Consider the following 24,735-nt stretch of genomic DNA (forward strand, 5'->3'; position numbering starts at 1 on the left):
GATTTTTATCTCTTCTGCCGCTGTTGCAAGGCCGAACAAATCGCGCCGGAAACGACCAGCGCCGCACCGACGGCGGCAAGCAGGTTCACATCAGCCGCCGCGAAGCGTTGCGGTTGCAGCCAGTGACCGAGAGCGGCGAAAGCGATGGTAAAGAGCGGCACCAGGGTAATCGTCGTGGAGACCTTGCTGACCTCCCAATAATTAAGCGCCTCGGCAAAGGCACCATAGGCAATCGGCGTATTCAGGCAGCAAAACAGCAGGCAGAGCCACTGATAGCCGTCCAGCGCCTGCAATTCATCCCAGGTGGCAAACGGCGCGGCGGCCAGCGCGCTGCCGCAGTAGAGGACAAAGAGAATCTGTTGCGCGGGAAAATCACGCAGCAGGATTTTCTGTGCCAGCCCGTAGCAGGTCCAGACAAGGCAGGCGGCGACACTGAGAAGGATCCCCAGCGATTTCCCGCCCAAACCGCCGGCGAACAGCGTCGGCAACTCGCGGTTGAAAAAAAGCAGGATGCCACTAAAGAGAATGGCGGCGCCGATTCGCTGATTGCGCCCCAGCGGTTCCCTCAAGAAAAACACCCCGGCAAAGAGCAGGAAAAACGGTGACAACTGCGCCAGCACCTGCGAGGCAGCGGCGGGCAGAAACAGCAGTGCGGTGCTGAACAGCCAGAAATTGCCGACCAGGCCGACAACCCCCACCAGCAACAGCCAGCCGTAGCGTGGCTGACTTAAGGTCCGCCAGGACGGCAGGCGCTGGCGGCGCTGCAAAAATACGCCGAGAATCAGGGCAGCAGCGAGAAAACGACTGGCGACGACCGTCTGCGGGTGCATCACGGTCAGCACCTGCTGCATGATAAGCGGCAGGGCGCCCCACATCACAGCGGTGACCAGTGAGAGGAAGAAGCCTTTGAGCGGAGATTTCATAAGCGGGAAGCGTAGGATGACGCACGCTATTGTATAGCCGTTTCAAATAGGAATTGCGACAAGGCGGCGCGCCAACGCCGTATCAATCCAGTTTGGCACGGCTATACGCCGCTGCGCCGGGGAAGCCGCTATATACTCGCCACATCTATCACCCCGGAAGACCCCATGTCCAAAACCCTCCTCATCACCGGCGCTTCTGCCGGACTCGGTGCCGCCATCGCCCGCCACGCCGCCGCTCGTGGGCACCGCCTGCTCCTCACCGCCCGCCGTGCGGATGCCTTGCAACAAGTTGCCGACAGCTGCCGTCAGACGGGTGCGGCAGAAGTCACCATCTACCCGCTTGACCTTGCCGACAGCGCCGCCGTCGCCGCTTGGCTTGCCGCCCTGCCACCGGTGGACGTGCTCATCAATAACGCCGGTTTCGGGCTCTTCAAAGAAGCAACCGCTTGTAATGACGCGGAAAACAGCGCCATGCTGCGCCTGAACGTGTTGGCGGCGATGCAAATCAGCGCTGCGCTGCTACCGCCCATGCAGGCACGCGGTAGCGGTCAGCTCATCTTTATCGCCTCGCAGGCAGGAAAAATTGCCACACCGAAAGCAGCCGTCTATGCCGCAAGCAAGCACGCCCTGCTGGGTTATGCCAACGCCTTACGCCTCGAACTGCGCGGCAGCGGCATCACCGTGACCACCGTCAACCCAGGGCCGATGGCTACACCGTTTTTTGACACCGCCGATCCTGGCGGCAGTTATCAGAAAAAACTGGGCCGTTTCTGGCTGCTCGACCCGGAGCGCATCGCCGCGCTCACCGTCGCCGCCATTGACAAAAACGTGCGCGAAATTAACCGGCCCCGCCTGATGGAAATCGCCGCCCGCCTTTACCCGCTGGCGCCGCGCCTCGGCGATTGGCTCACCGTAAAATTCTTCAACCGCAAATAACTGGATACACGACAAAAATCCCAGCTCGCTGGCGGCATCCTGCGAAAGCGCGGGCTCCGCGAGTCCGCAAATTCCTCCTCCCCACCGGGGAAGGCGTCTTGTCGTGTAGCAAGGCTATACACTAACCCCCACACCGAGACCGCTTGAAAACCAACCTTCAAGGACACCGCATGACAAGCAAACCTACCCACACCACCTGCAAACCGCTGCTGCTCGCCTTGTGCCTGGCTTCTGCTGCCTTGCTCACCGCCTGCGACAAAGCGCCAGCAGAAAAAACCGCAAAGCCCGCACCGCAGACTGCCGCTACCGCAGCGGCGGCAAACTCCGCTGCCGCTGCCGCTGAGACGCCGAACATCACCGCCGAGGACATGGGCAACCTCGCCCGCGCCATGCACGGCGCGGCCAACCAGCAGCCGGACGATGCGCCAAAAGATAAATACGGGCAACCCTACATCATCGGTAACCTCGGCGGCGTACCGGTCAACCTGCCGCCTTCGATCGTTGAGCTTGTGGAATACGATGATTCACCCGGTTTTGATCCGGAAAAATTGCGTACCTACGACCCGCCCACACGCAATTATCAAGCCATTATTGAGTCTTTGGGATTCGATTTCCGCAATCATGATTCTGTGCTTTATGACAGGAATGATCCCACTTTACGCCAGGAATACGATACTGAGCGCAGGCGGGGAGGCGATGATTGGGTTTCCCTCAATATCAGTGCAGGCTCCCGCTATGGAACCAATCCGCACGCTTTGGATGATTATTTTGATAGCAGCTTACATTTAGCGAAAATATCATCGATCCCATATGTCAATACTGGCGAGAAGATATATGGATTGGCCCTTTACATAAATGGGGGAACAGATCCTAAAACACAGCGTCCACTTCGAGAACATTGGCGTGCTGAAGATATGTTTGTCTTCAGGGACGAACAGGGCAACGTGCAAACCATCATAAAATGTGCAAATGATGATGTAAAATCTCCACCTTGTACACATGACTTTAATTTTCCCCCGCCTATGAAAATCCGTATTTCCATGATGTATCCGAGGCAGAATTTAGCGCAATGGCAAACTATTCAGAATAAAGCGGTGCAGTTTATCCAGGGATTTCAAGCAGAATTGCGTGAATAAATATCTTATCTTTGCACACAATAAAGAAAGGAAAGCCGCTAAAAAATATAGCAAGGTGTAAGATTTGAACGCCGAACAGCATGCCAATTTCCAGCGGGTTTTCCGACTTCTTCAAGCAACACCCTCCCTGGCACAAAGCAGGAGCGGATTACCTCGCCGGCATCCTCACCGCGATGCTTGTCCGCCCAACCCTTAACCTCGTTGGGCGCAAAGATACCTTGCCGTCAAAGGCCAAGACGGCACTTTCCTGTCGCTGTGAACAGCGCTTTTTACCCATAAATGATTGGTGTATCTGCGCTTCTATAGAGCCCTCTTTTGGCCATCGGAAAAGCAAAGCGTTCTATCTGGAAGACACGCATATGATGGCGCCTGCGAAGAAGAGCGGCTGATGGCAGTGCTGACGATAGGGGCAGCAAACACCCGCGCAGCGCTGAAATCTCACCGCTTGACGGCCCGGAATTTATGTCGCTTGGCGAATTTTTATCACACACAGACTGGACGCTCTGCGACTCTTTTTCGGCCCTTCTAACCCGGCATACTTTTCAGATCGCCACCAAAACCGCTACCATTAGCACCCCAAGGAGATTCCCGTGATACGCCGCATTTACTACATCCTGCTTGCCCTACTCGCTATTGCCATCCTCATCCCGGCGCTGTGTTACGCGTGGATAACTGTGAGTAGCCGCCCCTATCTGTATGACGACATTGACGCCCTCCCCGCCCGTCCGCTCGCCGTCGTCCTCGGCACCGCCAAATACACCACCGACGGTCGCATCAACCTCTACTACCGCGCCCGCATCAATGCCGCCGCCGAACTGTACCGACGTGGCAAGGCGCAGTACTTCATCGTCAGCGGCGACAACCGCACCCTCACCTACAACGAACCGGCGCAAATGCGCAATGACCTCATCAATGCGGGCGTGCCGGCGGAGCGCATTCAGCCCGACTACGCCGGCCTGCGCACGCTCGATAGCGTCCTGCGCGCCGACAAAGTCTTCGGCAACCGCGACTACATTATCGTCAGCCAGCCCTTTCATAACGCGCGCGCCGTCTTCCTGGCCCGCAAAAATGGTCAGCAGGTTATCGCCTACAACGCCGCCAACCCCGGCGCCGTCAAATACCGCTTGAAAACCCAGGTGCGGGAAATTGCCGCCCGCCTGCGCGCCGTGTGGGACTTACTGCGCGGCACCGAAGCACGCCATTACGGCGACCCGATTCCCTTTCCGCCCGCCACTGACACGACACAACAACAATAACGGCGTCAAGTGGTGTAACTGGGGCAGCGTAGGATGAACTTCAGCCCACCGAGCAGGCGCAAGCCTGCTTTTTGCGTTCTTGAGCGGTACGGAAGAAACACCGCCAAGCAGCGGAAATATTGGGCCCGCGTAGGGTGGGCTTCAGCCCACCGAGCAGGCGCAAGCCTGCTTTTTGCGTTCTTGAGCGGTACGGAAGAAACAACGCCAAGCGGCGGAAATATTGGGCCCGCGTAGAGTGGGTTTCAGCCCACCGAGCAGGCATAAGCCTGTTTTTGCGTTCTTGAGCGGTACGGAAGAAACACCGCCAAGCGGCGGAAATATTGGGCCCGCGTAGGGTGGGCTTCAGCCCACCGAGCAGGCGTAAGCCTGCTTTTTGCATTCTTGAGCGGTACGGAAGAAACACCGCCAAGCGGCGGAAATACTGGGCACGCCAAGCGCACGGGGTGTGCTTTTATCATGCACAAAGCCGTACGGGAATAAAAAAGCAGGCGGATGCCTGCTTTTTTATTTGAAAGATAGCTTTATTTATCAACATGGCGACAATGCTCAGGCAGATATTGGCTGTCTATATTGGATACACAATCCCATTGATATGCACCGTCTTTTACGCTTGGCACATAAGACAATTTCTTGCCACGCAATTCTGGAGCAACAGGTTCTTCGTTATACAAAGTTGCTGTAATTACCCCTGGCTGCTTATCGCCAGATAAATTGACGCCAACCCTGACTTCTTTGACATATTTTCCACGGATATCGAAAGGTTCGGCCAAACCAGAAGTTTTATTATCTTCCGGCCATACTCCTTTATTTCCACGCGTTTCAGTTACATCAGCTCTTAGGCTGCTGGCAAGTTTATGCATTTCAGCAGTCTGATCTTTCATGAGAATATGGTCGTTATAGGTTTTGAGCTCTTTTTTATTAGTAATGTATGCACAAACAGACATCTCTTTAGGAAAATACAGGCTCTCTATATTAGATGCGCAACTTTGATATCTACTATTAATAGGCATTATTGAAATTTTCTTGCCTCGTAATTCTGGAATGGTAGGTTCGTCATTATAAAAAGTAGCGGTAACTGCCCCCGGCATTTTGTCACCAAATAGGGTTTCACCTATTTTGATTTCCCTGATGTATTTGTTGTTGAGGTCTTCGGCAGCAGCTAAACCCGCAGTGGCATTATCTGCCGGCATATCGCCATAGCGGGAGTTGTTCTCGATAACTTCTATTTGTTGGCCAATAAAAAAGCCTGCTTCTTTTACCTGTTCCTTGCCCTTCTCAATATCCTGCGTATCCGCCGCATAAGCGGTTGGCGCGAGAGCAAGTAAAACAGCGAGGCCAAGGGGGTAGATGTTTTTTGCCATGATGCACTCCATATTGGGTTGAGGATTCGCCGCATCATACCCATACCGTGCAAAAACTTGAAAGCGCCCTACCCGCCCCCAAAACGGCAGGACATTCACCAACCCAAGGCACATCATGTTTGACGCACATTCCACCACCATCCTCTCTGTCCGTCGTGGTCGCCACGTCGCCATCGCCGGCGACGGCCAGGTCTCGCTCGGCAACACCATCATGAAGGGCAACGCGCGCAAAATCCGCCGTCTCTACAAAAACCGCATCCTCGCCGGATTCGCCGGCGGTACCGCTGATGCCTTCACCCTTTTCGAGCGCTTTGAAGGCAAGCTGGAAGAACAAGATGGGCAACTGCTGCGCGCAGCGGTCGAGCTCGCCAAAGACTGGCGTACTGACCGCATGTTGCGCCGCCTGGAAGCGATGCTCATCGTCGCCGACGAAACCAGCACCCTCATTCTCTCCGGCAACGGCGACGTGGTTGAACCGGAAGACAGCATCGCCGCCATCGGCTCCGGCGGGATGTTTGCCCTTTCCGCCGCACGCGCGCTGTATCACAACACCGAGATGGACGCGCTCACCATCGCCCGCAAGAGCCTCGAAATCGCGAGCGACATCTGCGTCTATACCAACCACAACATCATCACCGACGAACTGAAAGGCTAAACCAGGCCCCCACATGGACACACCTCAACATGACGCCTAGAGACACGAAGGCGGCAAATGGTGGCGTTATCCGTTCCGCCCAATGCCTTTAGCCCCCCAGCCCTTGCCTAACCCACCGCCGCCCCAGCGCTCGCGGCGAATACCCAAACCTGATAAAGGAACCGAATATGGAAAAAACCACTGAATATCGCGACCTCAACATGACACCGCGCGAGATTGTTGAAGAACTCGACCGCCACATCATCGGTCAGAAAGCGGCGAAGCGCGCCGTGGCAAACGCCCTGCGCAGCCGCTGGCGCCGCCGCCAGATTCCTGAGCCGATGCGCAGCGAAATCACCCCAAAGAACATCCTCATGATCGGGCCGACCGGTGTCGGCAAAACGGAAATCGCGCGTCGCCTCGCCAAACTCGCCGAAGCGCCTTTCGTCAAAGTGGAAGCGACCAAATTCACCGAAGTCGGCTACGTTGGCCGCGATGTGGACAGCATCATCCGTGATCTCGTCGAAACCAGCCTCAAACTCGAACGCGAACGCGCGCGCAAGCAGGTGCAAACCAAGGCGCGTGAAGCGGCGCTGGAACGCGTCCTCGACGTACTCGTGCCGCCGTCAAAGGGCAACAGCTGGCACGACGGCGCGAACGTCCCCGAAGACAACCCCGCGCGCAAGACCTACCGCGAACGTATCCTGCGCGAAGAACTGAACGACAAAATCATCGAAATCGACGTGCGCGACCAGCCCACTGCCGCCCACGTTGAAATCATGGCGCCGCCGGGTATGGAAGACATGAGCAGCCAGCTCTCCGAACTCTTCCAGAGCCTCGGCAAACAAAAAACCAGCAAGCAGAAAATCAGAATCGCCGACGCGCTCATCCAGCTCGCCGAAGAAGAAGCGGACAACCTCGTCTCCGAGGCGGACATCAAGCAGCAGGCGATTGCGAACGCCGAGCAGAACGGCATCGTCTTCATCGACGAAATCGACAAAGTGGCGAAGCGCAGCGACGTCGGCGGCGCCGATGTCTCGCGCGAAGGCGTGCAACGCGACCTCCTGCCGCTGGTCGAAGGTTCTACCGTCTCCACCAAATACGGCATGATCAAAACCGACCACATCCTCTTCATCGCCTCCGGCGCCTTCCACCTCGCCAAACCCTCCGATCTCATCCCCGAACTGCAAGGGCGGATGCCGGTCAGGGTCGAACTGGATGCGCTCGGCGTCGAAGACTTCCGCCGCATCCTCACCGAGCCGGATCACAGCCTCATCAAACAATACACCGCGCTGCTCGCCACCGAAGCGCTGCACCTCGAATTTACCGATGATGGCATCGAAAAAATCGCGGAAATCGCCTACCACGTCAACAAGACCACGGAGAACATCGGCGCGCGCCGCCTGCACACCCTGATGGAACGGCTGACCGAAAGCCTCTCCTTCGATGCTGCCGACCGCCCCGACGGTGACCGCATCCTGATCGATGCCGCTTACGTCGAACAGGCGCTTGGTGAATTGTCGCAGAACGAGGATTTGAGCCGCTTCGTCCTCTGATAAATATGAGAAAGCCTGCGCGTAAGCGGGCTTTCTTATGGCTGCGACAGAAGAGGAAGAACAGCCGTCAAGCGGTGCAGATACTAGGCCGCCAAGCGGGATGGTGGTGTCCTGAAAAGTATGCTCGGCAAATCTGTCAATAGTGCAGGCAGATAAATATGAAGGAAAATTTCCTTTGTTTTCACTGTTGGTAGAATCTGTCAAATCTGCTCGAATTCTAAGCAGCATACATTTCAGGCCACCACCATTTTTTAGGTGGCTGTACTAGATTAGCAGATATGTTACCCTCCGAAAATGAAGATAACACACTGCAAATTAAAGAAAAAAGCACAGAAAGAACTACTCCGTTTTTTTGTGCTAGAAGTTACTGCACGTTCCGCCGCCGATATTTTGGCTATCCATCCCAATTCGGCAGTCCTGTTCTACCGCAAAATTCGTATGGTTATCAGCCATCGTTTGACCTTGGCTGCCGATGAAGTTTTTGATGGTTCTGTCGAATTGGACGAAAGCTATTTCGGCGGACCTCGCAAGGGCAGACGTGGTCGCGGTGCGGCGGGAAAAGTTGTTGTCTTCGGCATTCTGAAACGCAACGGACGGGTCTATACAGTTGTGGTAGATAATGCCAAATCTGAAAGCTTACTACCTGTTATCAAGAAGAAAATCATGCCTGACAGTATTGTTTATACAGACAGCCTGAGCAGTTATGACAAACTGGATGTGAGCGGTTTTATCCATCACCGCATCAACCATTGCAAAGCGTTTGCCGAGCGCCAGAATCATATCAACGGCATTGAAAATTTTTGCAACCAGGCGAAGCGTGTACTGCGCAAATACAACGGCATTGACCGCAAATCTTTCCCACTGTTCTTGAAAGAATGTGAATTTCGGTTTAACTTCGCTACGCCGTCCCAGCAGCTAAAAACGCTGCGTGATTGGTGTGGAATTTAGGGTTAATCTAGTACAGCCCCTTTGGATTAGTGCGGGTATTCGCCGCTTTCGCTTTGGTAAGCGCTGCGGCTGCTGGGTCGGGGTTGTAGCCGGGCTTTGCGACTACCTGCCAGCTTTCCGCCGGGGTGAAAAGTGTGAGGCTTTCGCCGCAGTTGTTGCCGTTTTCGCCGATGATGCAATGCATGGTTGCCTCCTATTGGGGCGCCCAGACTTCGGCATAAGAACCACCGTACTCCACTGTCTGCTTCACTTTGGCTCCGGCAAAGCTGACCCCGTCCACTGCGATCATGCTCTGTGAGGTATCGCGGTAACCGCCGTCGGCCGAGATACTCCCGTCCGGGTGTTCGAGCCGGTGCCGCCCGCCTGGGTAGCTTGAGGAGTAACTACCCAAGCAGACAAACACCAGCGCATTCGCCGGACTTGTGAGCGCACTGTTACCGCTGTCATAGTGCTCACCGCGTTGACCATCACGCAGTGTAGTACCAAGGATTTTTTTCCAACTGCGCTGCACCGTCTCGTACATGACGGTGCGGACCGCTTGCAAGGCTTTGTTGTGGGCCATGAGGATTTTGCGGCTCCCATCCGTGGTGGCAATGAATTTCAGTGCAAAGGAAGACGCCGCCACCGCCTTCATGGCTGTCTCCGAGGCGGCCACAGCTTTCATCGCCGTTTCCGAGGTGACCACAGCCTTTATGGCTGTTTCCGAAGCCAATACGGCTTTCATCGCTGTCTCCGAAGCCAATACGGCCTTCAGCGCTGTTTCCGAGGCCAATACGGCTTTCATCGCTGTCTCCGAGGCTACTACGGCCTTCAGCGCTGTTTCCGAGGCCAATACGGCTTTCATCGCTGTCTCCGAGGCTACTACGGCCTTCAGCGCTGTTTCCGAGGCCAATACGGCTTTCATCGCTGTCTCCGAGGCTACTACGGCCTTCAGCGCCGCCGCCGTATCGATGATGTACTGCACCAGCTCTGCCGATTTCGCCAGCACCTGCATTCCTGCCGCGTGTTGCGGCCAGATGTCCCACAGGGCGGGGGCGTTTTTCCACTGCGCCAGGGCTTCGGCGCGGGTGAGGATGGCGGTCGCGGCAACCGTGCTTTGTGCAATGTAGCCCAATGCCAAACGGTTGCCCAGGCATTTGTTGAGGATGTCGGTTTGTCCTGCCAGCCAGGCGGCGGCTTCTTCATTGGCGAGCGCCGCCTTGAAGGCTTCGGCGTTGTCGGTGAACCAGATGTCGCGGTTGACGGTCGCCGCCATGTCCTGCATCAGGCGGTGGAAGTACGGCACCACGCCGGTGAACTGGTTGGCGAAGTGTTGCAAGATGCTGTATGGCACGTCGTCGCGGGCGATTTCGGCGGCGCTAAAGCGGCGGTTGATTTCGGCGGTGAGCGCGTTCGGGAAGCTCTCCAATGCTTTCGGCTGGGCGCGGTGCAAAAGGCACAGTTCAATCAGGCGGTCATTGTCGAGGGGGGCAAGGTCGGCGCCGAGTTTGGCGGCGATGGCGGCTTTTTGTTCGGGGGTCATGGGGTCTCCTTATAGTCCGGCAAGGGCGAGGATTTTGATTTTCTTCAGCGCGGCGTTTTGTACCTGCTGGCTTTGCGTGATGTCGCGCAGGGTGGCGTTGACGCTGTTTTCCAGGCTGGTCAGGCGCCTGTTGAGGGCCAGGGCCTCATTGCCGCCTTTCAGTGCGGAGAGCGCCGCGCGGAAGCTTGTTATCTCGGCACGGACGTGTGTATCAATGCCGGTCACTGTATTGCGTATGTCGGTAATCGCCGCTTCCGCATTGCGGCGTGTGGTTTCGGCGTAGTTTTCGATGTCGAAGCTGCTGTTGGTCAGCTGCTTGCCGGTTTCGTCCCACATCAGGGTGCGCTTTGGTGCGCCGACGGGCAGGCGCAGGTTGCTGCCGCCGTTCACCGCGCCGCCGATGCTGCGGCTCTGGATTTCCGCCAGCTGCTGGACGTAGATGGTCTGGCGGTCAAGGCTGTCGTTGAGCACGCGCGGGTAGAAGCCGCCGCTGTTGGTGAATTCGGCCGGCTGGATGTATTCCATGCGGGTGATGATGGAAAGCAGATGCCCGGCGGGCAGGGGCGTGCGCAGGCGGATGCTGCCGCCGGGGGCGTTCGGCTGCGCCTTGATGTCGGCCTCAACCGTGTATTCGCCCGTTGCCAGTTCGCGTTCGTTGCCGTTTGTATCGGCGACGTACACGCGCAGGTCGGCGGTGTCGAAGATGCGGAAGGCAAACGGGTAATCCACGGTGCTGCCGTCGCCACGGTAGGGGCCCGCCCGGCGCGGGGTGTTGCTGACTGTCATGTGGTCTCCTGGTCAGAAAAAAGCCCGCGCAAGGCGGGCATGAAAAAACCCGCCGGGGCGGGTTTGACGGGTGGGGGCTATTCTGTTGTGGAAGGTTCTTCTTTCTCCTGTCGCCGTTCGTCTTGTTGTGCTTTCCAGTTCCCTTTGTAGATGAAGACAGAAGCCATGCCTGCAATCAATCCCATCACGGCGACGGCGTAGGCATACTGTTTGGCGATGAACAGACTGATAGCGACACCGCTAAAAGTCATGGCTAAAAGGGCGGCAATGATTTGCCCTCTTTGTTCCGTCTTGATGCCGGCATCAATGATTTTGTCTTGCGCCTGCAAGCGGTGTTTTTGCTCGGTTTCCGCCATGACCAGGATACGTTCTGCCGCACCAGGCAAAATTTCGTCATATTGGCGAAACTCGCTTGCTGGCGGTAGTGGCCCTGAGTAATGAACCGCACGGGCTACCAGTTTTGACTGAGGTTCTTTGGCAGGCGGCAGGACTTCGCCGCTTTTGCCGTCTTCGCGCTCTATCGGCAGTTCGCCATTTGTCATCATTTGTTCCTGTAAGGTTTCATCGCGGTGGCGATGTCATTGCCGACTTTGCGCCAGTCACCGGCAAGGTTGGCAGCATCCCGCGCGAAGCCGTCCTCTTCGTAGTCGTAGTTCCCATTGCCGATGCGCGGCATGATGTTGAATATGGATGACACGCCATTCAGGAAGGCGCGCCACGAGGTTGTCCGTTTTGTTGTCATGTCGCCCATTTTTGTCTCCTTTGTTTTCTTACTCGGGTAAGTCGCATCATGTTACACACCTTCGGGGTGTGCCGCCATTACCACGTTAAGGATTATTGCTGCGGTTTGCCGAGGGCGACGGCGAGCGGGTTGTCGGTCGTGCCGTCATCCAGGGCCTGCAGGCCGTCAAGGGTGCGGTTGATTTGGGCGGCGGGCAGGCCGAAGACGCTGCCGCCGATGCCGATCACCGCCCGGCGCAGGCCGCTGTCCCACTCGCCCTGCTGGATTTCATCGTGCAGTTTGTAGGCATCGGCGATCGCGCGCAGCCCGACCGGGCCCGTGTAGCCGTAGCCGCTCAGGTTCATTTCGCGCAGGATGATGAATTGGCCGAGGAGGTTGTTCATCATCGCTGCCGCCATCGTTTTGGCCATGTTTTCTTCGTCCCAGCGGTCGCTGTCGCCCGGTTTCAGCAGGTCGGTGAGCGCTGCTTCAAGGATGGGGGCAATCGCCAGCAGCACGGTGAGGTTCACCGCTTTTTCGATTTTGCCCTGCCGCGTCGAGGTGAGGGTGTTGTAGCTGAGGTTCATGATGGTGTTCATGAAGCCGTAGTAGATGGTGAACAGTTTCATGACCTGGCCGCGTTCTGCCGCCGACAGATCTTTCAGCATGCCCGAACCCTGGCTGTCGATGACGGCCTGATCGGCGTGCTGTATGGCTTCGGCTTCTGTCGCCCCCGCTTCCAGCGATTTTTGCTGCTGCGCGTGCCAGGTGATGGTGTCCACCTGCATTTGCACGAACATGATCAGGGTGTAGCTGTGCCGCGCCAGGAAGGTTTGCAGTTTATTTTGCTGGCGCAGGCCGGCTGCCAGTTCGTTCAGTTCGCGGAAGCGGGTGCGGGCGCGGTTTTGCATGAAGGCGGACTGCGCTTTGGCCTCGCGCACCATTTGCGGCGCATGGATCATCCACCGCCCCAGCTGCGGCAGGATGTGCCGCCCGCCGACGCGCGCCACCGATTGCAGGAGGCCGAGTGGCTGTTTCAGGGCGGAGATGATGTTGAAGCCCAGACCGGCCACGCCCGCATTGCGGCGCACGGCGTTGACCAGGGCCACGCCCTCGCTTTCGATTTGCAGATCGCCAACGGCAGTGTCGCGCGCCCAGCTTTTGAACTGGCGGTACACGTCATCGCCGTAGTGGTTGCGGATGGCGTCGCTGACCCGTTTCGAGTTGAGCAGGCGGTTGGTGTCCAGCTGGAATTCGTACCAGGTGATGTAGTGGATGACGTTGTTGAGGCCGCGATAGATGCCTGTCATGTCGTAGAGCAGGGGGCGGTCGTGGACTTCCTTGACGCGGCTTTTCAGGAAACCACGGTTGATGACGGCGGCGGAGTAAGCCCCTGATTCCATGTCGCGCATTTCCTGTTCGGCGGACACCGCTGAGGCGCGCGGGTCGTACATCACCGGATAGTAGCCGCCGCGCAGGCTCACGGTCTGGCCGTCGGCAGAGGTAATGGTGAAGGGGCGCGCTTCGATCCATTCCGGCTCTATCCCCAGCACGCGGCGGGTGATGTCGGCAATCTGCGGTTTGTACGTCTCGAACAGGTCCCACACGCCTTGCAGGGCGTTGAGCTGATCGGCGTTCAGCTGCGACAGCAGTTGTTCGAATTCTGCCGCGTTCCAGTTTTCGCCGCCGAGGAGGCGCTGTGCGTTGCTGTCGTTGCCGTAGTTCAGGCCCATGCCGAAAATATCCAGCAGGGTGAAGCTGCGCTGTCTGCCGCCGATGGTATAGCTGCGTTTCCGGTTCAGCCCTTTTTGCGCCATCAGCGGCGCGAGGATGTGCGCCAGTGCTTCGGTGGCACGCGCGTTTTCCATGGTCTGCCAGTCGGCGCGTTCGTTCGCCGGGCGGATCAGGTTTTCCCACCATGCCCCGCCGTCGCGGTCGCCGTCCATTTGCCGCGCAATCATCGCGACTTTGCGGTGCGCGAAGAAGAAGCGGCGAAATTTCGCCAGCGCCCGTCCGCCGGTGGTGGTCGAGGTGCGGTTTTCGATGCCGCTGCGGGTGGCGTGCTGTTTGAGGCCGTCCACCAGGGCGGTGATGACCGCATCCAGCTCACGGTTTTTCCGGTTGAGCAGCAGTTCGTTTTTCAGCCTGCCCTGGTGTTCGATTTGTTTGATGCTGTCACGCAGGCCGCGCAGGTCGGTAAGGCTCAAATGCTGCCACGGGGTGCGCTTTGCCTCGTCCAGCACTTTGGGGTCAATGTTGACTTCGATGCCCTGTTTTCTTTGTTCTTCCACCCATTGCGCCAGCGTCTGGCTGCGGTCAATGGCTTTGTTTGACTGGTCGCGCAGGTTGTAGCGTTCGAGGATGGCCTCGATCTGTTCGCGCTGCTTGATGTCGATGTGTTTCGGGTTGAGGCGGCCCATCCGTTTCAGGTAGCGCAGGTGGGTGGCGGCTTCTTCTTGTGCCTCGTAGGCGGCACGCGCCAGATGCGCCTGCAAGAGCTGGTTGCGTTTTTCCGCAGCGGCGGTAGCAATGTCGCCTTTTTTCTGTGCAAGGGCGGCGGCTTTGGCGGCGCGCGCTTCCATGCGCGTGTACTGCGCCGGCCTGATGTCGCGCAGGCGTTTGGCGGCAATGGTCTCTTGTGCCAGCTGGCGCGCGGCGCGGTTGAGCAGGGTCTTGTTGCCCACCGCTTGTGCCAGGATGTTGTATTCGCCGGCAATCATGCGCAGGCGGATGTTGTTATGTACCGCCATGTCGGCGGCGAGCGCCACCGCTTGCGGGGTCGCCAGTTCGCCGAACTGTTGCAGCATGATGTCATCCGCCACGTCGTTGATGGCGTCCCGCGGGCGTTTGGCCGCCAGCAGGGCTTGCACCATGGCGTCGCCGCTGTCGTAGAGGGCGTTGCCGTCTTCGTCCTGGAAGAGTTCGGCCACCAGGTCGGGATGTACCCCGCCCGTCTTGCTCACTTTGCGCCCCAGTTGTTTGATTTGCGCTTCGCTGTAGCCGAGTTCGAGCAGGGCGTTGTGGTCAAGGCGCAGGGTCGGCAGGTCGTGCAGGTGCGCGTGTTCCCCCGCCTTGCCGCTGCCGGGGTCGGGTTGGTGCAGCTTGCTGTACTGGCTTTCGCCGCGTTGTTGCGCGGCGAAGATGGCGTAGAAATCGTTGAGGCTGTCGCGGTCGTTGAGGTAGCCCTGCTCCACCAGCGCCTGGCGCATGCCGTCCACGCTGAGGCCGCCATTGCGCCGCAGCACCGGGAAGCCGGGGCGGATGTCGGGGATGCGGTCTTGGGGGTCAAGGCCCCATTCTTTTTCCACGGCCTCCCGGTTCAGCCCGCCCAGCTTGGCGATGGCGGTGTTGAGGTCGTCATGCGCCGGGTCCACCGCGTCCGTCCACGCGCGCTTGTTGCCGGCAATGGTGGTGTCGGGGTTCATCGTGCCGGAGAGGAATTGCCAGACGCGGTACACCGGCTGGCGTAACACCAGCTGCCGCGCCTGCATTTCTGCCTGCTGCCGCGCGGCTTGGGCTTCCTGCTGTTTGCGGCGCAGCGCCTTGTTGCGCAGGTTGCGGATGTATTTGGTATCACGCAGGGCGCGCGCCTGCATTTCGTCCTGCGCCGCCTGGGCCGCGTCCCGCCCCTGCTGCTGGTATTCGGCAAACTGTTCCGGCGTCATCCCCGCTTCTTCCGGGGTGGTAAAGAGCTGCATCATGCTGCGGTTCTGTTCGGCCAGTTCGATGGCTTCTTCGGTCGCCAACAGGCGGTCAAAGACCTGCCGCACGTCATCGTTGAGCGGCGCGTTGAGGTTGCGGATGTTTTTGTAAATCCGGAACAGCCAGGCACGGAAGCGCTGGAAGGCGCCCTGCAATTCCAGCGACGGCGCCTTGCCTTCGAGGATGTAGGTTTCAAACTGCCGCGCCGCCAGTTCGTGGTGGCTGCGTTTTTCTTCCAGGGTCATGCTGTGCCAGCTGTCAAGGCCGGGGACACCGAGGTTGGCGAGGATGGTGTCGGCGTCCTTGATGATTTGCTGCTGCCCGGCGGTCAGCGCCTCGCCTGCGTCATTACGTGCGCGCAGTTCGGTGGCATGCCGGGTGAGGGTTTCGAGGAAGTAGTGGCCGAGTTCGTGGATGAAGGTGGAGAGGTCGGCATTCGGGGTCAGGGTGATGGTGTTGGTGTCGGGGCTGAAGGCACCGCGCGGGGTGGCCTGTTCTTGCAGGTATTGGCCGAGGGTTTGCGGCGCGTATTCTTGCAAGGCCGCTACCTGTTCCTGCAAGGCGGTGGTGTCTTTTTCACGCGGCATCGCGTGTTCGTAAACGCTGAATCTGCCCGGATCGTTGCCTGCCTGTTCGTCCGCCCATGCCCGCGCGCTTTCCCGGTCGGCGAAGTAGGCGCTCTTCTCGGTGTCGAGGTCGAAGGCTTCCCAGTAGTTTTCCCCCGGCTCCTGCCCACGGGCGCGGATGTCTGCCTCCACTTTTTCGCGCAGTTGTCGGGATTTAGCGTTGCGTTCTTCCGATTCTTGTAGTGCGGCTTCGGCTTCCCTGAGCTGTTCCCGCCCCGCCTTGATGGCCTGTTCCTCTTCGGTCGTCGCTTGCGGCGGGATGTAGTCGATAATGTTGCCTTCTTCGTCCATGTCCACGCGGCGCACCAGCTCAGGGTCGAAGGCCAATGCGCCATCGCTGGTGTCCACCACATTCCAGCCGTTGGGTTGCAGGACTTCTTCCATGATGCCGTTCATCAGCCAATCTTCATTGATGTCCCACAGCCCGGCGCTGTCCACGATGTCGCCCGGGTCGGCTTCATCCACCAGGTTTTGCACCAGTTCTTCATCGGTCAATCCCGCGCCATAGCCGGATTCACGCAGGCGGTCGATGTTCTCGCGCAGGTATTTGCCCAACGCTTCCCGGAATGCCGTGGCACTGGCGCTGATACGGTTGCCCACATCATCCGGCAGCTCCCACAGGTTTTTGCCATAGGACGCGATACTTTCGGCATCATCGGCAAACATCATGTAGGGCACATCGTTAAACGGCACGTCGCGGTTGTTGCGGCGGTAGTTTTGCAGGTAACTGTCCTGGGCAGGGTTTTGTTGCGCGGCCTCTTGTGCGGCTTTCCTTTTTCGGTAGCCACCCAGCTCTTTTTCTGTTAGAATTTTGGTCCGCCGCGAGGATTTCTTGTTTCCGCGACCCATCCCATGAATTTGGGCGTCGGGCATGAAATCTGGATTTTTGAGCACATTGGGCAATCGTCGCCCAAATGCTTCATTTATCTGCGCGGCTCTTTTTGTATCTGCATAACGCAGCAGTCTGTCATTTGCCCAGCGCGATAACGGCATTTCATTCGCAGCGTCGTAGGCGTTTATCAGCACAGCCGCTTCCAATCCATCCCGAGATGGCGAGAGGATGATGCGCACTGGCTGGCCTTCTACCAGTTCAGGAGCGATAACGGTTAGCCGCCCTTGCTCCGTATCGGAATCAAATACCATTGCCGGATTTTCTACCCATTCAGGGACTTTCTTCCAAACTTCCGCCGTGATATTTGGGTGGTTGGTTTGCCCCGCTACGACCTTGCTTTCTACCAGTCGCACCGGTGTATCGCCAAAGCCCAGCAGGTCAAGAATGTCCGAACGATCCAGTACCGTAATTCCTTCCCTGTTCGCCGGTTCTCCAGCAAAGAGTTCGTCAATCCGCGCTTCATAAGCGGTGCGGGTTGCTACGCTTCTTGCCGCTTGCTGGTAGCTGTTCTGTGCGCTGGCCTGTGCATTCTGCTGTACCCACTCGAATTGGCCGATACCGTTGCCCGTGCGCTGCGCGGTGTAGCCGTTTGCGCGTGCGTAGGCGTGGATTTCCAGCGGCAAGGCGTCTGCTTCGGCGCTGTTGTATTGCGCTTCGAGGGCGTCTATTCGGGCGTCAAAGGCAGTCGTGCCCAGTTCTCCCACCTGTTTGCGCAGGCTGTCAACCAGCGCTTTTTCTTCGCCTGCCGCCCAGCGGCGCAGCACTTCGGCGGTGGAGAGGGGTTGTCCATTCTGCTGCGCGGCGGCGGTGCTTGCTGCCGGGGCGCCTTGTGCTGCCGTGTCCTGCTGCCCGCCTTGCACCGCCGCTTCTGCACCCGCCGCCAACTGGCGTGCGGCTTCGGCGGGGGTGAGGGTCTGTTCGCCCGCTTGCGTCCGGATGGCAACCTGCCCGCCGACGATGTGGATGCCGTATTGCGCATGGTATTCCTGTGGGCTGATGCCCATGCGGCGTGACAGGGTGTCTACACTGGCGGAATAGAGGGTGGCGTAGGTGCGGTTCGCCTCCGTGGTGGTCTGCCCGGCGGCATCGAGCTGTTCAATGATGGACTGCTCAAGGGCCTGTATTTCGGCGGCGCGGGTGTCCTCTGCGGCCAGGCGCGTGACTTCGTTGCGGATGTCTTGTTCCAGTTCGCCGAGGGCGTTGTTATCGAGTTCCTGCGCGCTCATGCTGTCGGCGTCGCGGATGTGCGGGCGCAGGGCGTTGGTCAGGTCTTCGTTGGGGGCGACGCGGAGCAGGTAGTCTTCCAGCGGGATTTGCACCGCCCCGCCGTTCTCTACCGCTGCCCGGATTTCTTCGGCGCGTTCGGGCAGGGCTTCGGCCAGTGCCACGTCCAGCCCGTCCTGATGCAGGGCGTTGCCGTCGGCGTAGATGTCGTCAAGGCCGCTGTCTTCCACCACGTCATGCACGTACTGTGCAAAGACGTCCGGCGCGCGGGCGCGGGTGCGGCTGTCACGTACGGCTGCGGCGGTGGCGTCTTGATTCTCCAGGTCGGCATTGTGTTCGGCCTGCAACTGGTTACGGGCAAAGGCCGCGTGCATGGCGACTTCCGGCGCGCCCAGCACGATTTCCAGCATCCCTTCCGCCACCACGTCCGACCAGCTGGTGATGCGTCCGTCCACAGCAAGCTGTGCCATTGCCTCACCGCCCGCGCCGCCGATGATTTCGCTGCCCATCCCTGCCGCTGTCGCCGCGATTTTGTTGCGGATGCTGCGGTAGAGGATGCCACTCACGCCGAGGGTTGCCGCTTCGGTCGCGCCAATCACGCTGCCGCGTACGCCGGCGGCATGGCGGATTTCTTCCATCAGTTTGCGGTCGGCGAGGATGTCAACGCGGCTTTTGTTCTGCTGTTGCACCGCAGCGTCAATACGTTCGGCGAGCGTCGTGCTGTATTCGGTTTGCAGGGTGCCGACACCGATTGTCGTCATGGCCGCCGGGGCGCCTAAAGCACCGCCGCTGGCGATGGTCGCCATTAGGGTGGGGGCCATCACGCCGAGGCTGTCGCCGGTCATGTTGATGGCGACGCGCGGGTGGGTCGCCAGGTACGCTATTGATTCCAGCGGCCCCTGCAAATTGTGGTATTCCTGCATTTCCCGCGCGGATTGTTCGGAGCGGGTCGGTTGCAGTGCGGGCAGGTCTTCTTCGTATTCGGCAACGTTGCGGCGGATATTTTCTTCTTCTTTGGCGATGTAGGCGTTCTGTTCGTCGAGGTAGGCGTTGATGTCAAAGTCAGGGTCGCGCAGGCTGCGCTGGGTAATGTCAAACGTCGTCCAGCGTTCGGCATCGTTGATGCGTTGCCGTGCCGCATCGGCCTGCTGCAGGTCAATGTTGTTGGCGAAGCGGCGCAGCCCCGCCCACACCGAGCTGCCGAACTCACGCCACAATCCCGGTTCGTTCGCCTTGCGGATGGCGGCGGCAATGGCGTTTGCCCGCCGCTGCCGTGCTTTTGTCACCTTTTCCAGTGAGGCCAGGGTTTCCAGGTCGTCCTGCGCCAGCGTCGCGAAGGTCTCGCTTTTGCGCACGGCGGCAGGCAGCACGGCGAGCCCCTGCATCTGCGCGTCCAGCTGGTTAACGCGGTATTGCCGGCGGGTGTTGTCATCCACCAGGCCGATGGGCGTGCCGGTCGCCATGCCGATGGTGCGGTCTTCGGCGCGTTTGTCGGGGTTGAGGTGCAATGCGTCCAGCAAGCGCAGGCGGCGCGCGGCGGTGGCGTTCGGGTCGTTGAAGTCGGTCATGGGTGTCTCTTTTCAGGCATGAAAAAACCCGCCGGGGCGGGTTGTTGTGTTTTCGCGGCTGTTACCATCCTTGCGTCCAGCCGGTGCTGGCGCTCGTGCCACCTCCGCCGCCATATTGTTCTTCTTCCGGCGGCAGGACATTGACATCTTCTAGTGGCTTCACCTTGCCCTTCTTGTCGATGCCGAAGCGATACCAGCCGCGACCAAAGAAGCTGAGTTCTTCCGGGGCTTCGAGGACAAATTCGTTCTTCAGGTCGTTTATCAGCAGCTGCACCATTTCTCCCTCAGTGGTTTGTTTCGCCAGTAGCGCGGGGGCGTAGTCGTCGATTTTCCGTTGCAGGAAAACGTTCACCTTGGACAGGTATTCGTTGTTCTTTTTGCCCGCGTTGTACGGGTCGAGCAGGTCGCCGAAAGCGGTACGGATGACGGCTTTTTTCATCCCGTCTTCCATCTTGTACTGCTCTTTCGCGCTCTTGCCCGCCTTTTCCAGCGCCCGTTTTTTCTCGATCAGGGATTGGGTGTAGTCCTGTCCGAGGTCGAGGCGCAGGGCGAGCAGTTGGTCTTCCGTCATTTTTGTCAGGTTTTCCGGGCGCGAGGCGCGCATGTAGATGTCGAAGTTTTCCCGCTTCAGGGTGGCTTCGTTCAGGTTGGCGACGTTTTCCACCTGCCCGCGCAGTTTGTGCATTTCCTCGCTGCCCAGGTCTTGCAGAACAGAGGGCGGGATGTCGGCGATGCCCCCACCACGATAGACGGTATCCAGCGCGGCGTTGACGTTCACGGTGTGCGCCGCTTTCTTCGCCTCTGCGTATTCGGCGTTTCTTAGTCCGAGCGCCCCCTCATAGGCCTGCCGTGCCAGCGGGTTGTTGGGTGCGTAGTTGAGGGCGTGCCGCTTGATTTGTGTCTCGCTCAGGATTTCACGTTCGGCAGGCCGCCCGGTCGGCAGGGTTGGATCGGGTTTCACCCCCATTTTCCCGGCAATGATGTCAATGGCATGTTCCGCCGTGCCGCCGAGGATGGCCGGGTTTTTCCGCACTTTCTCGCGCCAGCCCTTTATCCCTTTCCGCCGTAGGGCTTCCGCCGCGCTTATGCCAGGATCGGCGGTATAGAGGGCAACCGCTCCTTTGGGCCCGGCGAAGTGGGCGAGGTAGGCGGTCATGTTGTTCCAGGGTACCCCCGCTTTCACCAGCTCTTTGCGGTTCTCCCCGAAGTACCATTCGGTCGCGATTTCGGCGATGCGCGGGTCGTTGCGCAGGTTGTACCAAGCCCGGCTGCCAAGCGCCAATGCCCCCCTGATTTCGCGCCCGATGGCGCTTTTGCCGAACAGGTCCCAGGTGCCTTCGATGAATTGCGCCTTGCCACTGGCCGTGGTTTCCGTGTTTTTCGCATTGGCCCTGCCGCCCGATTCGGCGGCGAAGAGTTTTTGCTTGGCGTAGTTGAGGCTGAAGCCCTGGTTGTATTTGGCGTAGTAGTCGCCGTCACGGCTCGCCTGAAACGGCGCATTCCCCGCTTCCCAGTCGGCATCTGCCTGTGCCACGGCGGCGCGGATGTCGCTGGCCGTCTGGTATTCCGCTGTCGCTTTGGCGAGATGGCCGCCGCGCAGGTCGTCGCGGTAGGCCGTCATCAGCGCCTGCGCGCCGTCGAGGTCGCCGTTGTTGATACGGGTGGTGATGGCTTCGGTGAGCGCCTGCGAGATGGCTTCTTTTCTGGCCTGTTGCGCCCATTCGGCACCGTAGCCGCCTTCGTGCGCCATTTCGTTCACCGCCGCCGTGATGGTTTCGATACCGCGCGCGATGTCGGTGTTATCGCCGCTCGCAATGCGGTCCGCTGCCGCACCGACTCTCGCTTTTCTTGTTTCCTGCTCGAAAACGCCGAATTGTTCGCGCATGTGGCCAAGGATGTCCTGCTGCTGTTCGTAGCGCTTGGCTTCGGCGTATTTGGCAAAGGCGGCGCGCTGCCGTGCATTGCCGAGGCTTTCATCAATGCGGTCGCGCACCTGGCGGAAACGTTCACCAAATTCTTCGTCCAGCGAGGTTTTTCCGTCAAGGCTTTTCTGCGCGCTCAGGCCTTTGCGCGAGGCCCAGCCGTTGTCGCCGGTTTTTTCCTCGAAGGTAAAGCGGTCTAGCTGGTTCTGCGCATCTTCCACCCGTGCCGCGTCGGCGCGGTCGCTCATGTCGATGGCGATTTTCTGCCACGTTTCCCCGAAACGTGCGATGTTCTGCCCCATCGCCTGGGTGAGGCGGTCGGGCGCATCGGAGATTTGCAATGCCTGCACCGGGCGGCCAAAGTCGGGATTGGCGGCAAAGCCTCTTTGGTCCACGACGTTGCCGAGGTCGCTGCCCCGGAATGCCGGGGTGCCGGTGGCTTGTCCGGCGCTGAAGCCGTCTGTGGCGAGGCCGCGCCGCTCGATGTTGAGTTCGTTGAGGTTGGGGACTTTGGGCATGGTTTATCTCCAGCGCAGTTTGCCGGTGTTGCCGGTGTTGCGGTAGCCCAGCGTGCGGTAGTAGTCGTTACCCGGTTGGCTTTCCAGCGCAAACGGGCTGCCGGCCCGCCCCGCTGGTTGCGGGTTGTTGCGTTTGTAGGAGGCGTACCAGTTCGCGGCAAAGTCGCTGGCACTGCCCATCAGCGAGTTGGCAAAGTAGAGATTGGGCTTGATGGACCGGCTGTGGTCGAACACCGGGGTGCGGCCGGCGTAGCGGCTGCCGTCAAGGGTGTAGTTCTTGTAGTCGGTGCGCACGGCATCGGCGCCGTAGTATTGTCCCATTACCCCGGCTTTGTTCGCCTCGGCGATAGCCGCTTGCCCCATCAGGTCTTGTGCCTTGTTCTCGTAGCCAAAAGCCTCAAAGATGGCGTTGTTCTCAATGGTCTGCATGTCAATGCCGCGCGTCAGGTCGGCGGTGTCCATCAGTTCCTGCGTGCTGCCTTCGTCCAGCACGACGCCGTTTGCCGCCAGTCCCGCCCGCATGGCGGCTTTGGCGTTGCCCGCTTGCAGGCTATAGCGGGCAATGGCGTGGTCGCCCGCCGCCCGTCACGACACGCTGCGGATGCGGTCTGCCTGACTTGATCTTCCGGCTTTCTGCTTCTGTGGTGATTTGCAGCATCTCGTGAAAAAGGACGGGCGTTACACCTGTGAGCCGTTTGAATTCCCTGTCGCTTCTTTGGATGAGGTTTTCGTATTTCATTTGGGAATTATTAAATCTTCAGAATACTTTCGCAATGAAGTCTAATATTGGAGGTGCAACTACCAACAGGAGCTTTGCTGTGGGCAGCTGGCTGTTCTTCGGCACCAAAAACAACAAGGGTGACTACACCGGCGGCTGGGGACGGCAATGGGCCGGTAAAGGTTGGGGGAAAATGAAGAGTTCCGCCGGTAAAATGTTTTTTGGTTTAAAAGAAAGCATTAAAGATATAAAAAGCAGAATGGCCAGTTTGCGTAATAAGGAATAAGAAATAAATAAAGGGGCTGTAAAGCCCCTTTTTTATGTCGGTCAGATGAGGTATCAGAGTTCGGTAAGTCCATATGGATTTAGCTCTATTTCGGGATTAGTGTATGGATTGTCATCACATGTATCTTCCAGCATCGCATTAGGCACAATACATCTGATGCGTCCATCCGAGTCATCGCCTTTATCCCGAGTTTCTACCGCTTTCTGCAAACGAAGTTTCCCGGTTTCTGCTGCTTTGGCTTGTTGCTCTACTTCCCACATTGTGGTGCCTCTTTTCCAGCCTTCTCTGAAGACGGCACGGCTGCCGGGATCGGTAATCAGCGCGACCAATACTTGCCAGAGGCTGATATCTTTTTCTTGTACGACCTTTTCTGTTATAGCAGGCACCTCTTAAATCTTCTTTCTTGTGAATGGGTTATATGTCTATTGCGAGACATAGTCAAATATCGCGACTCGTTTGCCGGGAAGTACGGCTTTGCGGCACTACTCTTCCTGCAATTTATTTTAAGCGCACCCTTTCTCTGCACGCTTCTTGCTGGAATGCCGGGTAGCTGATGTTTTTTTGGCTTGCCGCGCGATAGAGACGAGCGGGGCTGAACGCGACATAGCGCTTGGCAGCATAGCCGATACCTTCCAGATCTTCGTTGTTTTTGATGAGTCCGGCCAGTTTTTTGCGGTTGTCGTACATTTCCCGGCAGAGGTTATCGGGGATATTCCACAGGTCTTTTTTCTTGTCGATGAATCGCCCGTCGGCAAAAGTCACGGTGATGTCGTCATATTCGGCGATAAAGCGATTGCCTTCAATACGGTAGTGGGCTTCGAGGGATTCCATCAAACCGCCTCCCATGGTGCGCGGCACTTTATCCGAACCGATGGCCAGCAGGATGTAGGGATAGCGACGCTGGATGTTGCCGCCGTTGGAGATGAAGATGGAGTAGATGTCGTAGGTGCCAAGTTGGCGGGGTGCTTTGTCGTCAAAGTGGATGTAGCTGCCAACGCCGCCATAGGGGCTGTCTTCCAGGTGCCGATAGCCGCTGGGTGCCATGGAATCGGTGATGAGTTTGTCGTTGAAAAACAGCGCCTGTCCGTCATTGCCAGGATTCATCCGCTTGCTGAATGTGCCGTAACGGGATTGCGGCACATCGGCCAAGCCGAAAACATCGTCGTCATCCATGCTGCCGTCTTGTGGCATTTGTTGCGGCTTTTTAGCCGTTGCCTTGGTCTTGTCGCGCGGTTTAGACATATCACGGATGCAGATGATGCAGTTCTCACTGCCGATGAGCTGCATGCCGTTTCCTTCGCAACCGCCCAAGAGCAGTGCGGCGAGCAGGATAGTTGGGGTGATGGGTGATCGCATGATGCCTCCGCGTTTTTCGCTACTTCCCCTGATGCTAGCGCGTAGCCTTGGGCAGAGCAAGGAAGTTGGATGTATCGGTACCCATGCTGCATGGTATGGCGGATGGCCGGATACAAAAAGGAAGCTTGTGGCTCCTTGCCTGAA

The 24,735-nt window shown here is 58.4% G+C and carries 20 protein-coding genes and 1 pseudogene; 8 read left to right on the forward strand and 13 right to left on the reverse strand.

The features are described 5' to 3' along the window. Positions 1-5: 5 nt before the first annotated feature. Entirely contained in the window at positions 6-923 is a 918-nt protein-coding gene (locus DY250_RS07500) for a DMT family transporter (RefSeq protein ID WP_115611751.1), read from the reverse strand. Between the two features lie 165 nt (positions 924-1,088). Here DY250_RS07500 and DY250_RS07505 point away from each other — a divergent pair, with 165 nt between their 5' ends. The 4 genes from DY250_RS07505 to DY250_RS07520 all read left to right on the forward strand — a co-directional run bounded on the left by DY250_RS07505 (position 1,089) and on the right by DY250_RS07520 (position 4,251). Further along, positions 1,089-1,859 (forward strand): SDR family NAD(P)-dependent oxidoreductase, encoded by a 771-nt coding sequence (locus DY250_RS07505; RefSeq protein WP_115611752.1) that lies wholly within the window; start codon positions 1,089-1,091, stop codon positions 1,857-1,859. A 143-nt stretch (positions 1,860-2,002) separates the two neighbouring features. Then, positions 2,003-2,995 carry a hypothetical protein gene (locus DY250_RS07510; protein WP_245951065.1) on the forward strand — a complete coding sequence of 331 codons (993 nt, stop codon included), beginning with the start codon at positions 2,003-2,005 and terminating at the stop codon, positions 2,993-2,995. Between the two features lie 80 nt (positions 2,996-3,075). Next, entirely contained in the window at positions 3,076-3,384 is a 309-nt protein-coding gene (locus DY250_RS07515; RefSeq protein WP_115611754.1) for a hypothetical protein, read from the forward strand. 201 nt (positions 3,385-3,585) lie between these two features. Continuing rightward, complete coding sequence (locus tag DY250_RS07520) at positions 3,586-4,251, forward strand: SanA/YdcF family protein (protein ID WP_115611755.1); 666 nt, start codon at positions 3,586-3,588, stop codon at positions 4,249-4,251. A 521-nt stretch (positions 4,252-4,772) separates the two neighbouring features. On the opposite strand, the gene DY250_RS07525 is transcribed toward DY250_RS07520, so the two are convergent. Then, positions 4,773-5,612, reverse strand: a complete 840-nt coding sequence (locus tag DY250_RS07525) for a pilin (RefSeq protein WP_172542272.1) — start codon at positions 5,610-5,612, stop codon at positions 4,773-4,775. A 115-nt stretch (positions 5,613-5,727) separates the two neighbouring features. On the opposite strand from DY250_RS07525, the gene hslV reads away from it, so the two are divergent. The 3 genes from hslV (at position 5,728) to DY250_RS07540 (ending at position 8,750) form a co-directional block, all read left to right on the forward strand. Then, positions 5,728-6,267, forward strand: a complete 540-nt coding sequence (hslV, locus tag DY250_RS07530) for an ATP-dependent protease subunit HslV (protein ID WP_006985110.1) — start codon at positions 5,728-5,730, stop codon at positions 6,265-6,267. 167 nt (positions 6,268-6,434) lie between these two features. Next, positions 6,435-7,802 carry an ATP-dependent protease ATPase subunit HslU gene (gene hslU, locus DY250_RS07535; protein ID WP_115611756.1) on the forward strand — a complete coding sequence of 456 codons (1,368 nt, stop codon included), beginning with the start codon at positions 6,435-6,437 and terminating at the stop codon, positions 7,800-7,802. Positions 7,803-8,096: 294 nt separating this feature from the next. Next, positions 8,097-8,750 carry an IS1595 family transposase gene (locus tag DY250_RS07540; protein WP_115611757.1) on the forward strand — a complete coding sequence of 218 codons (654 nt, stop codon included), beginning with the start codon at positions 8,097-8,099 and terminating at the stop codon, positions 8,748-8,750. 7 nt (positions 8,751-8,757) lie between these two features. Here DY250_RS07540 and DY250_RS14015 read toward each other — a convergent pair whose 3' ends face one another. The 9 genes and pseudogenes from DY250_RS14015 to DY250_RS07580 form a co-directional block, all read right to left on the reverse strand. Beyond that, the gene (locus DY250_RS14015; protein ID WP_172542274.1) at positions 8,758-8,934 is read right to left on the reverse strand and encodes a hypothetical protein; all 177 of its coding nucleotides are present in this window, start codon (positions 8,932-8,934) and stop codon (positions 8,758-8,760) included. Positions 8,935-8,943: 9 nt separating this feature from the next. Further along, positions 8,944-10,272, reverse strand: a complete 1,329-nt coding sequence (locus tag DY250_RS07545) for a hypothetical protein (RefSeq protein ID WP_115611758.1) — start codon at positions 10,270-10,272, stop codon at positions 8,944-8,946. Positions 10,273-10,281: 9 nt separating this feature from the next. Continuing rightward, positions 10,282-11,058 (reverse strand): hypothetical protein, encoded by a 777-nt coding sequence (locus DY250_RS07550; RefSeq protein WP_115611759.1) that lies wholly within the window; start codon positions 11,056-11,058, stop codon positions 10,282-10,284. A gap of 77 nt (positions 11,059-11,135) precedes the next feature. Next, on the reverse strand, positions 11,136-11,600 hold the full coding sequence (locus tag DY250_RS07555) for a DUF2335 domain-containing protein (RefSeq protein ID WP_172542276.1): 465 nt from the start codon (positions 11,598-11,600) through the stop codon (positions 11,136-11,138). Next, positions 11,600-11,809 (reverse strand): hypothetical protein, encoded by a 210-nt coding sequence (locus tag DY250_RS07560; RefSeq protein ID WP_115611761.1) that lies wholly within the window; start codon positions 11,807-11,809, stop codon positions 11,600-11,602. Before DY250_RS07560 ends, DY250_RS07555 begins: the two co-directional genes overlap by 1 nt. A gap of 83 nt (positions 11,810-11,892) precedes the next feature. Beyond that, positions 11,893-19,791 (reverse strand): MuF-C-terminal domain-containing protein, encoded by a 7,899-nt coding sequence (locus DY250_RS07565; RefSeq protein WP_115611762.1) that lies wholly within the window; start codon positions 19,789-19,791, stop codon positions 11,893-11,895. Positions 19,792-19,852: 61 nt separating this feature from the next. Continuing rightward, positions 19,853-22,231: a hypothetical protein gene (locus DY250_RS07570; protein ID WP_115611763.1), complete on the reverse strand. Its 2,379-nt coding sequence runs from the start codon at positions 22,229-22,231 to the stop codon at positions 19,853-19,855. A 3-nt stretch (positions 22,232-22,234) separates the two neighbouring features. Further along, complete coding sequence (locus DY250_RS07575; protein WP_115611764.1) at positions 22,235-22,753, reverse strand: hypothetical protein; 519 nt, start codon at positions 22,751-22,753, stop codon at positions 22,235-22,237. 79 nt (positions 22,754-22,832) lie between these two features. Continuing rightward, positions 22,833-22,970, reverse strand: a pseudogene (locus DY250_RS07580) (IS5/IS1182 family transposase); the annotation flags it as partial. A gap of 79 nt (positions 22,971-23,049) precedes the next feature. Between DY250_RS07580 and DY250_RS07585 the strand changes: the two are divergent. After that, complete coding sequence (locus tag DY250_RS07585) at positions 23,050-23,235, forward strand: hypothetical protein (protein WP_115611765.1); 186 nt, start codon at positions 23,050-23,052, stop codon at positions 23,233-23,235. A 53-nt stretch (positions 23,236-23,288) separates the two neighbouring features. Here the strand turns inward: DY250_RS07585 and DY250_RS13725 are convergent, their stop codons facing one another. Together DY250_RS13725 and DY250_RS07590 are read right to left on the reverse strand one after the other, a co-directional pair. Continuing rightward, a complete protein-coding gene (locus DY250_RS13725; RefSeq protein ID WP_147293486.1) occupies positions 23,289-23,621 on the reverse strand; it encodes a hypothetical protein in 333 nt (110 codons plus the stop codon). Between the two features lie 112 nt (positions 23,622-23,733). Beyond that, positions 23,734-24,591, reverse strand: a complete 858-nt coding sequence (locus tag DY250_RS07590; RefSeq protein WP_115611766.1) for a hypothetical protein — start codon at positions 24,589-24,591, stop codon at positions 23,734-23,736. Positions 24,592-24,735: the final 144 nt, after the last annotated feature.

This window comes from Cardiobacterium valvarum, from assembly GCF_900460955.1.
Lineage (GTDB): Bacteria > Pseudomonadota > Gammaproteobacteria > Cardiobacteriales > Cardiobacteriaceae > Cardiobacterium > Cardiobacterium valvarum.

What these genes read in the sequence shown, in the direction of transcription:
- DY250_RS07550 (WP_115611759.1), bottom strand. Translation starts at nt 11,058, where the DNA reads ATGACAGTCAGCAACACCCCGCGCCGGGCGGGCCCCTACCGTGGCGAC.
- DY250_RS07575 (WP_115611764.1), bottom strand. Translation starts at nt 22,753, where the DNA reads ATGCGGGCGGGACTGGCGGCAAACGGCGTCGTGCTGGACGAAGGCAGC.
- DY250_RS07545 (WP_115611758.1), bottom strand. Translation starts at nt 10,272, where the DNA reads ATGACCCCCGAACAAAAAGCCGCCATCGCCGCCAAACTCGGCGCCGAC.
- DY250_RS07555 (WP_172542276.1), bottom strand. Translation starts at nt 11,600, where the DNA reads ATGACAAATGGCGAACTGCCGATAGAGCGCGAAGACGGCAAAAGCGGC.
- DY250_RS07565 (WP_115611762.1), bottom strand. Translation starts at nt 19,791, where the DNA reads ATGACCGACTTCAACGACCCGAACGCCACCGCCGCGCGCCGCCTGCGC.
- hslV (WP_006985110.1), top strand. Translation starts at nt 5,728, where the DNA reads ATGTTTGACGCACATTCCACCACCATCCTCTCTGTCCGTCGTGGTCGC.
- hslU (WP_115611756.1), top strand. Translation starts at nt 6,435, where the DNA reads ATGGAAAAAACCACTGAATATCGCGACCTCAACATGACACCGCGCGAG.
- DY250_RS07540 (WP_115611757.1), top strand. Translation starts at nt 8,097, where the DNA reads ATGAAGATAACACACTGCAAATTAAAGAAAAAAGCACAGAAAGAACTA.
- DY250_RS07590 (WP_115611766.1), bottom strand. Translation starts at nt 24,591, where the DNA reads ATGCGATCACCCATCACCCCAACTATCCTGCTCGCCGCACTGCTCTTG.
- DY250_RS07515 (WP_115611754.1), top strand. Translation starts at nt 3,076, where the DNA reads ATGCCAATTTCCAGCGGGTTTTCCGACTTCTTCAAGCAACACCCTCCC.
- DY250_RS07560 (WP_115611761.1), bottom strand. Translation starts at nt 11,809, where the DNA reads ATGGGCGACATGACAACAAAACGGACAACCTCGTGGCGCGCCTTCCTG.
- DY250_RS07570 (WP_115611763.1), bottom strand. Translation starts at nt 22,231, where the DNA reads ATGCCCAAAGTCCCCAACCTCAACGAACTCAACATCGAGCGGCGCGGC.
- DY250_RS14015 (WP_172542274.1), bottom strand. Translation starts at nt 8,934, where the DNA reads ATGCATTGCATCATCGGCGAAAACGGCAACAACTGCGGCGAAAGCCTC.
- DY250_RS07500 (WP_115611751.1), bottom strand. Translation starts at nt 923, where the DNA reads ATGAAATCTCCGCTCAAAGGCTTCTTCCTCTCACTGGTCACCGCTGTG.
- DY250_RS07525 (WP_172542272.1), bottom strand. Translation starts at nt 5,612, where the DNA reads ATGGCAAAAAACATCTACCCCCTTGGCCTCGCTGTTTTACTTGCTCTC.
- DY250_RS07505 (WP_115611752.1), top strand. Translation starts at nt 1,089, where the DNA reads ATGTCCAAAACCCTCCTCATCACCGGCGCTTCTGCCGGACTCGGTGCC.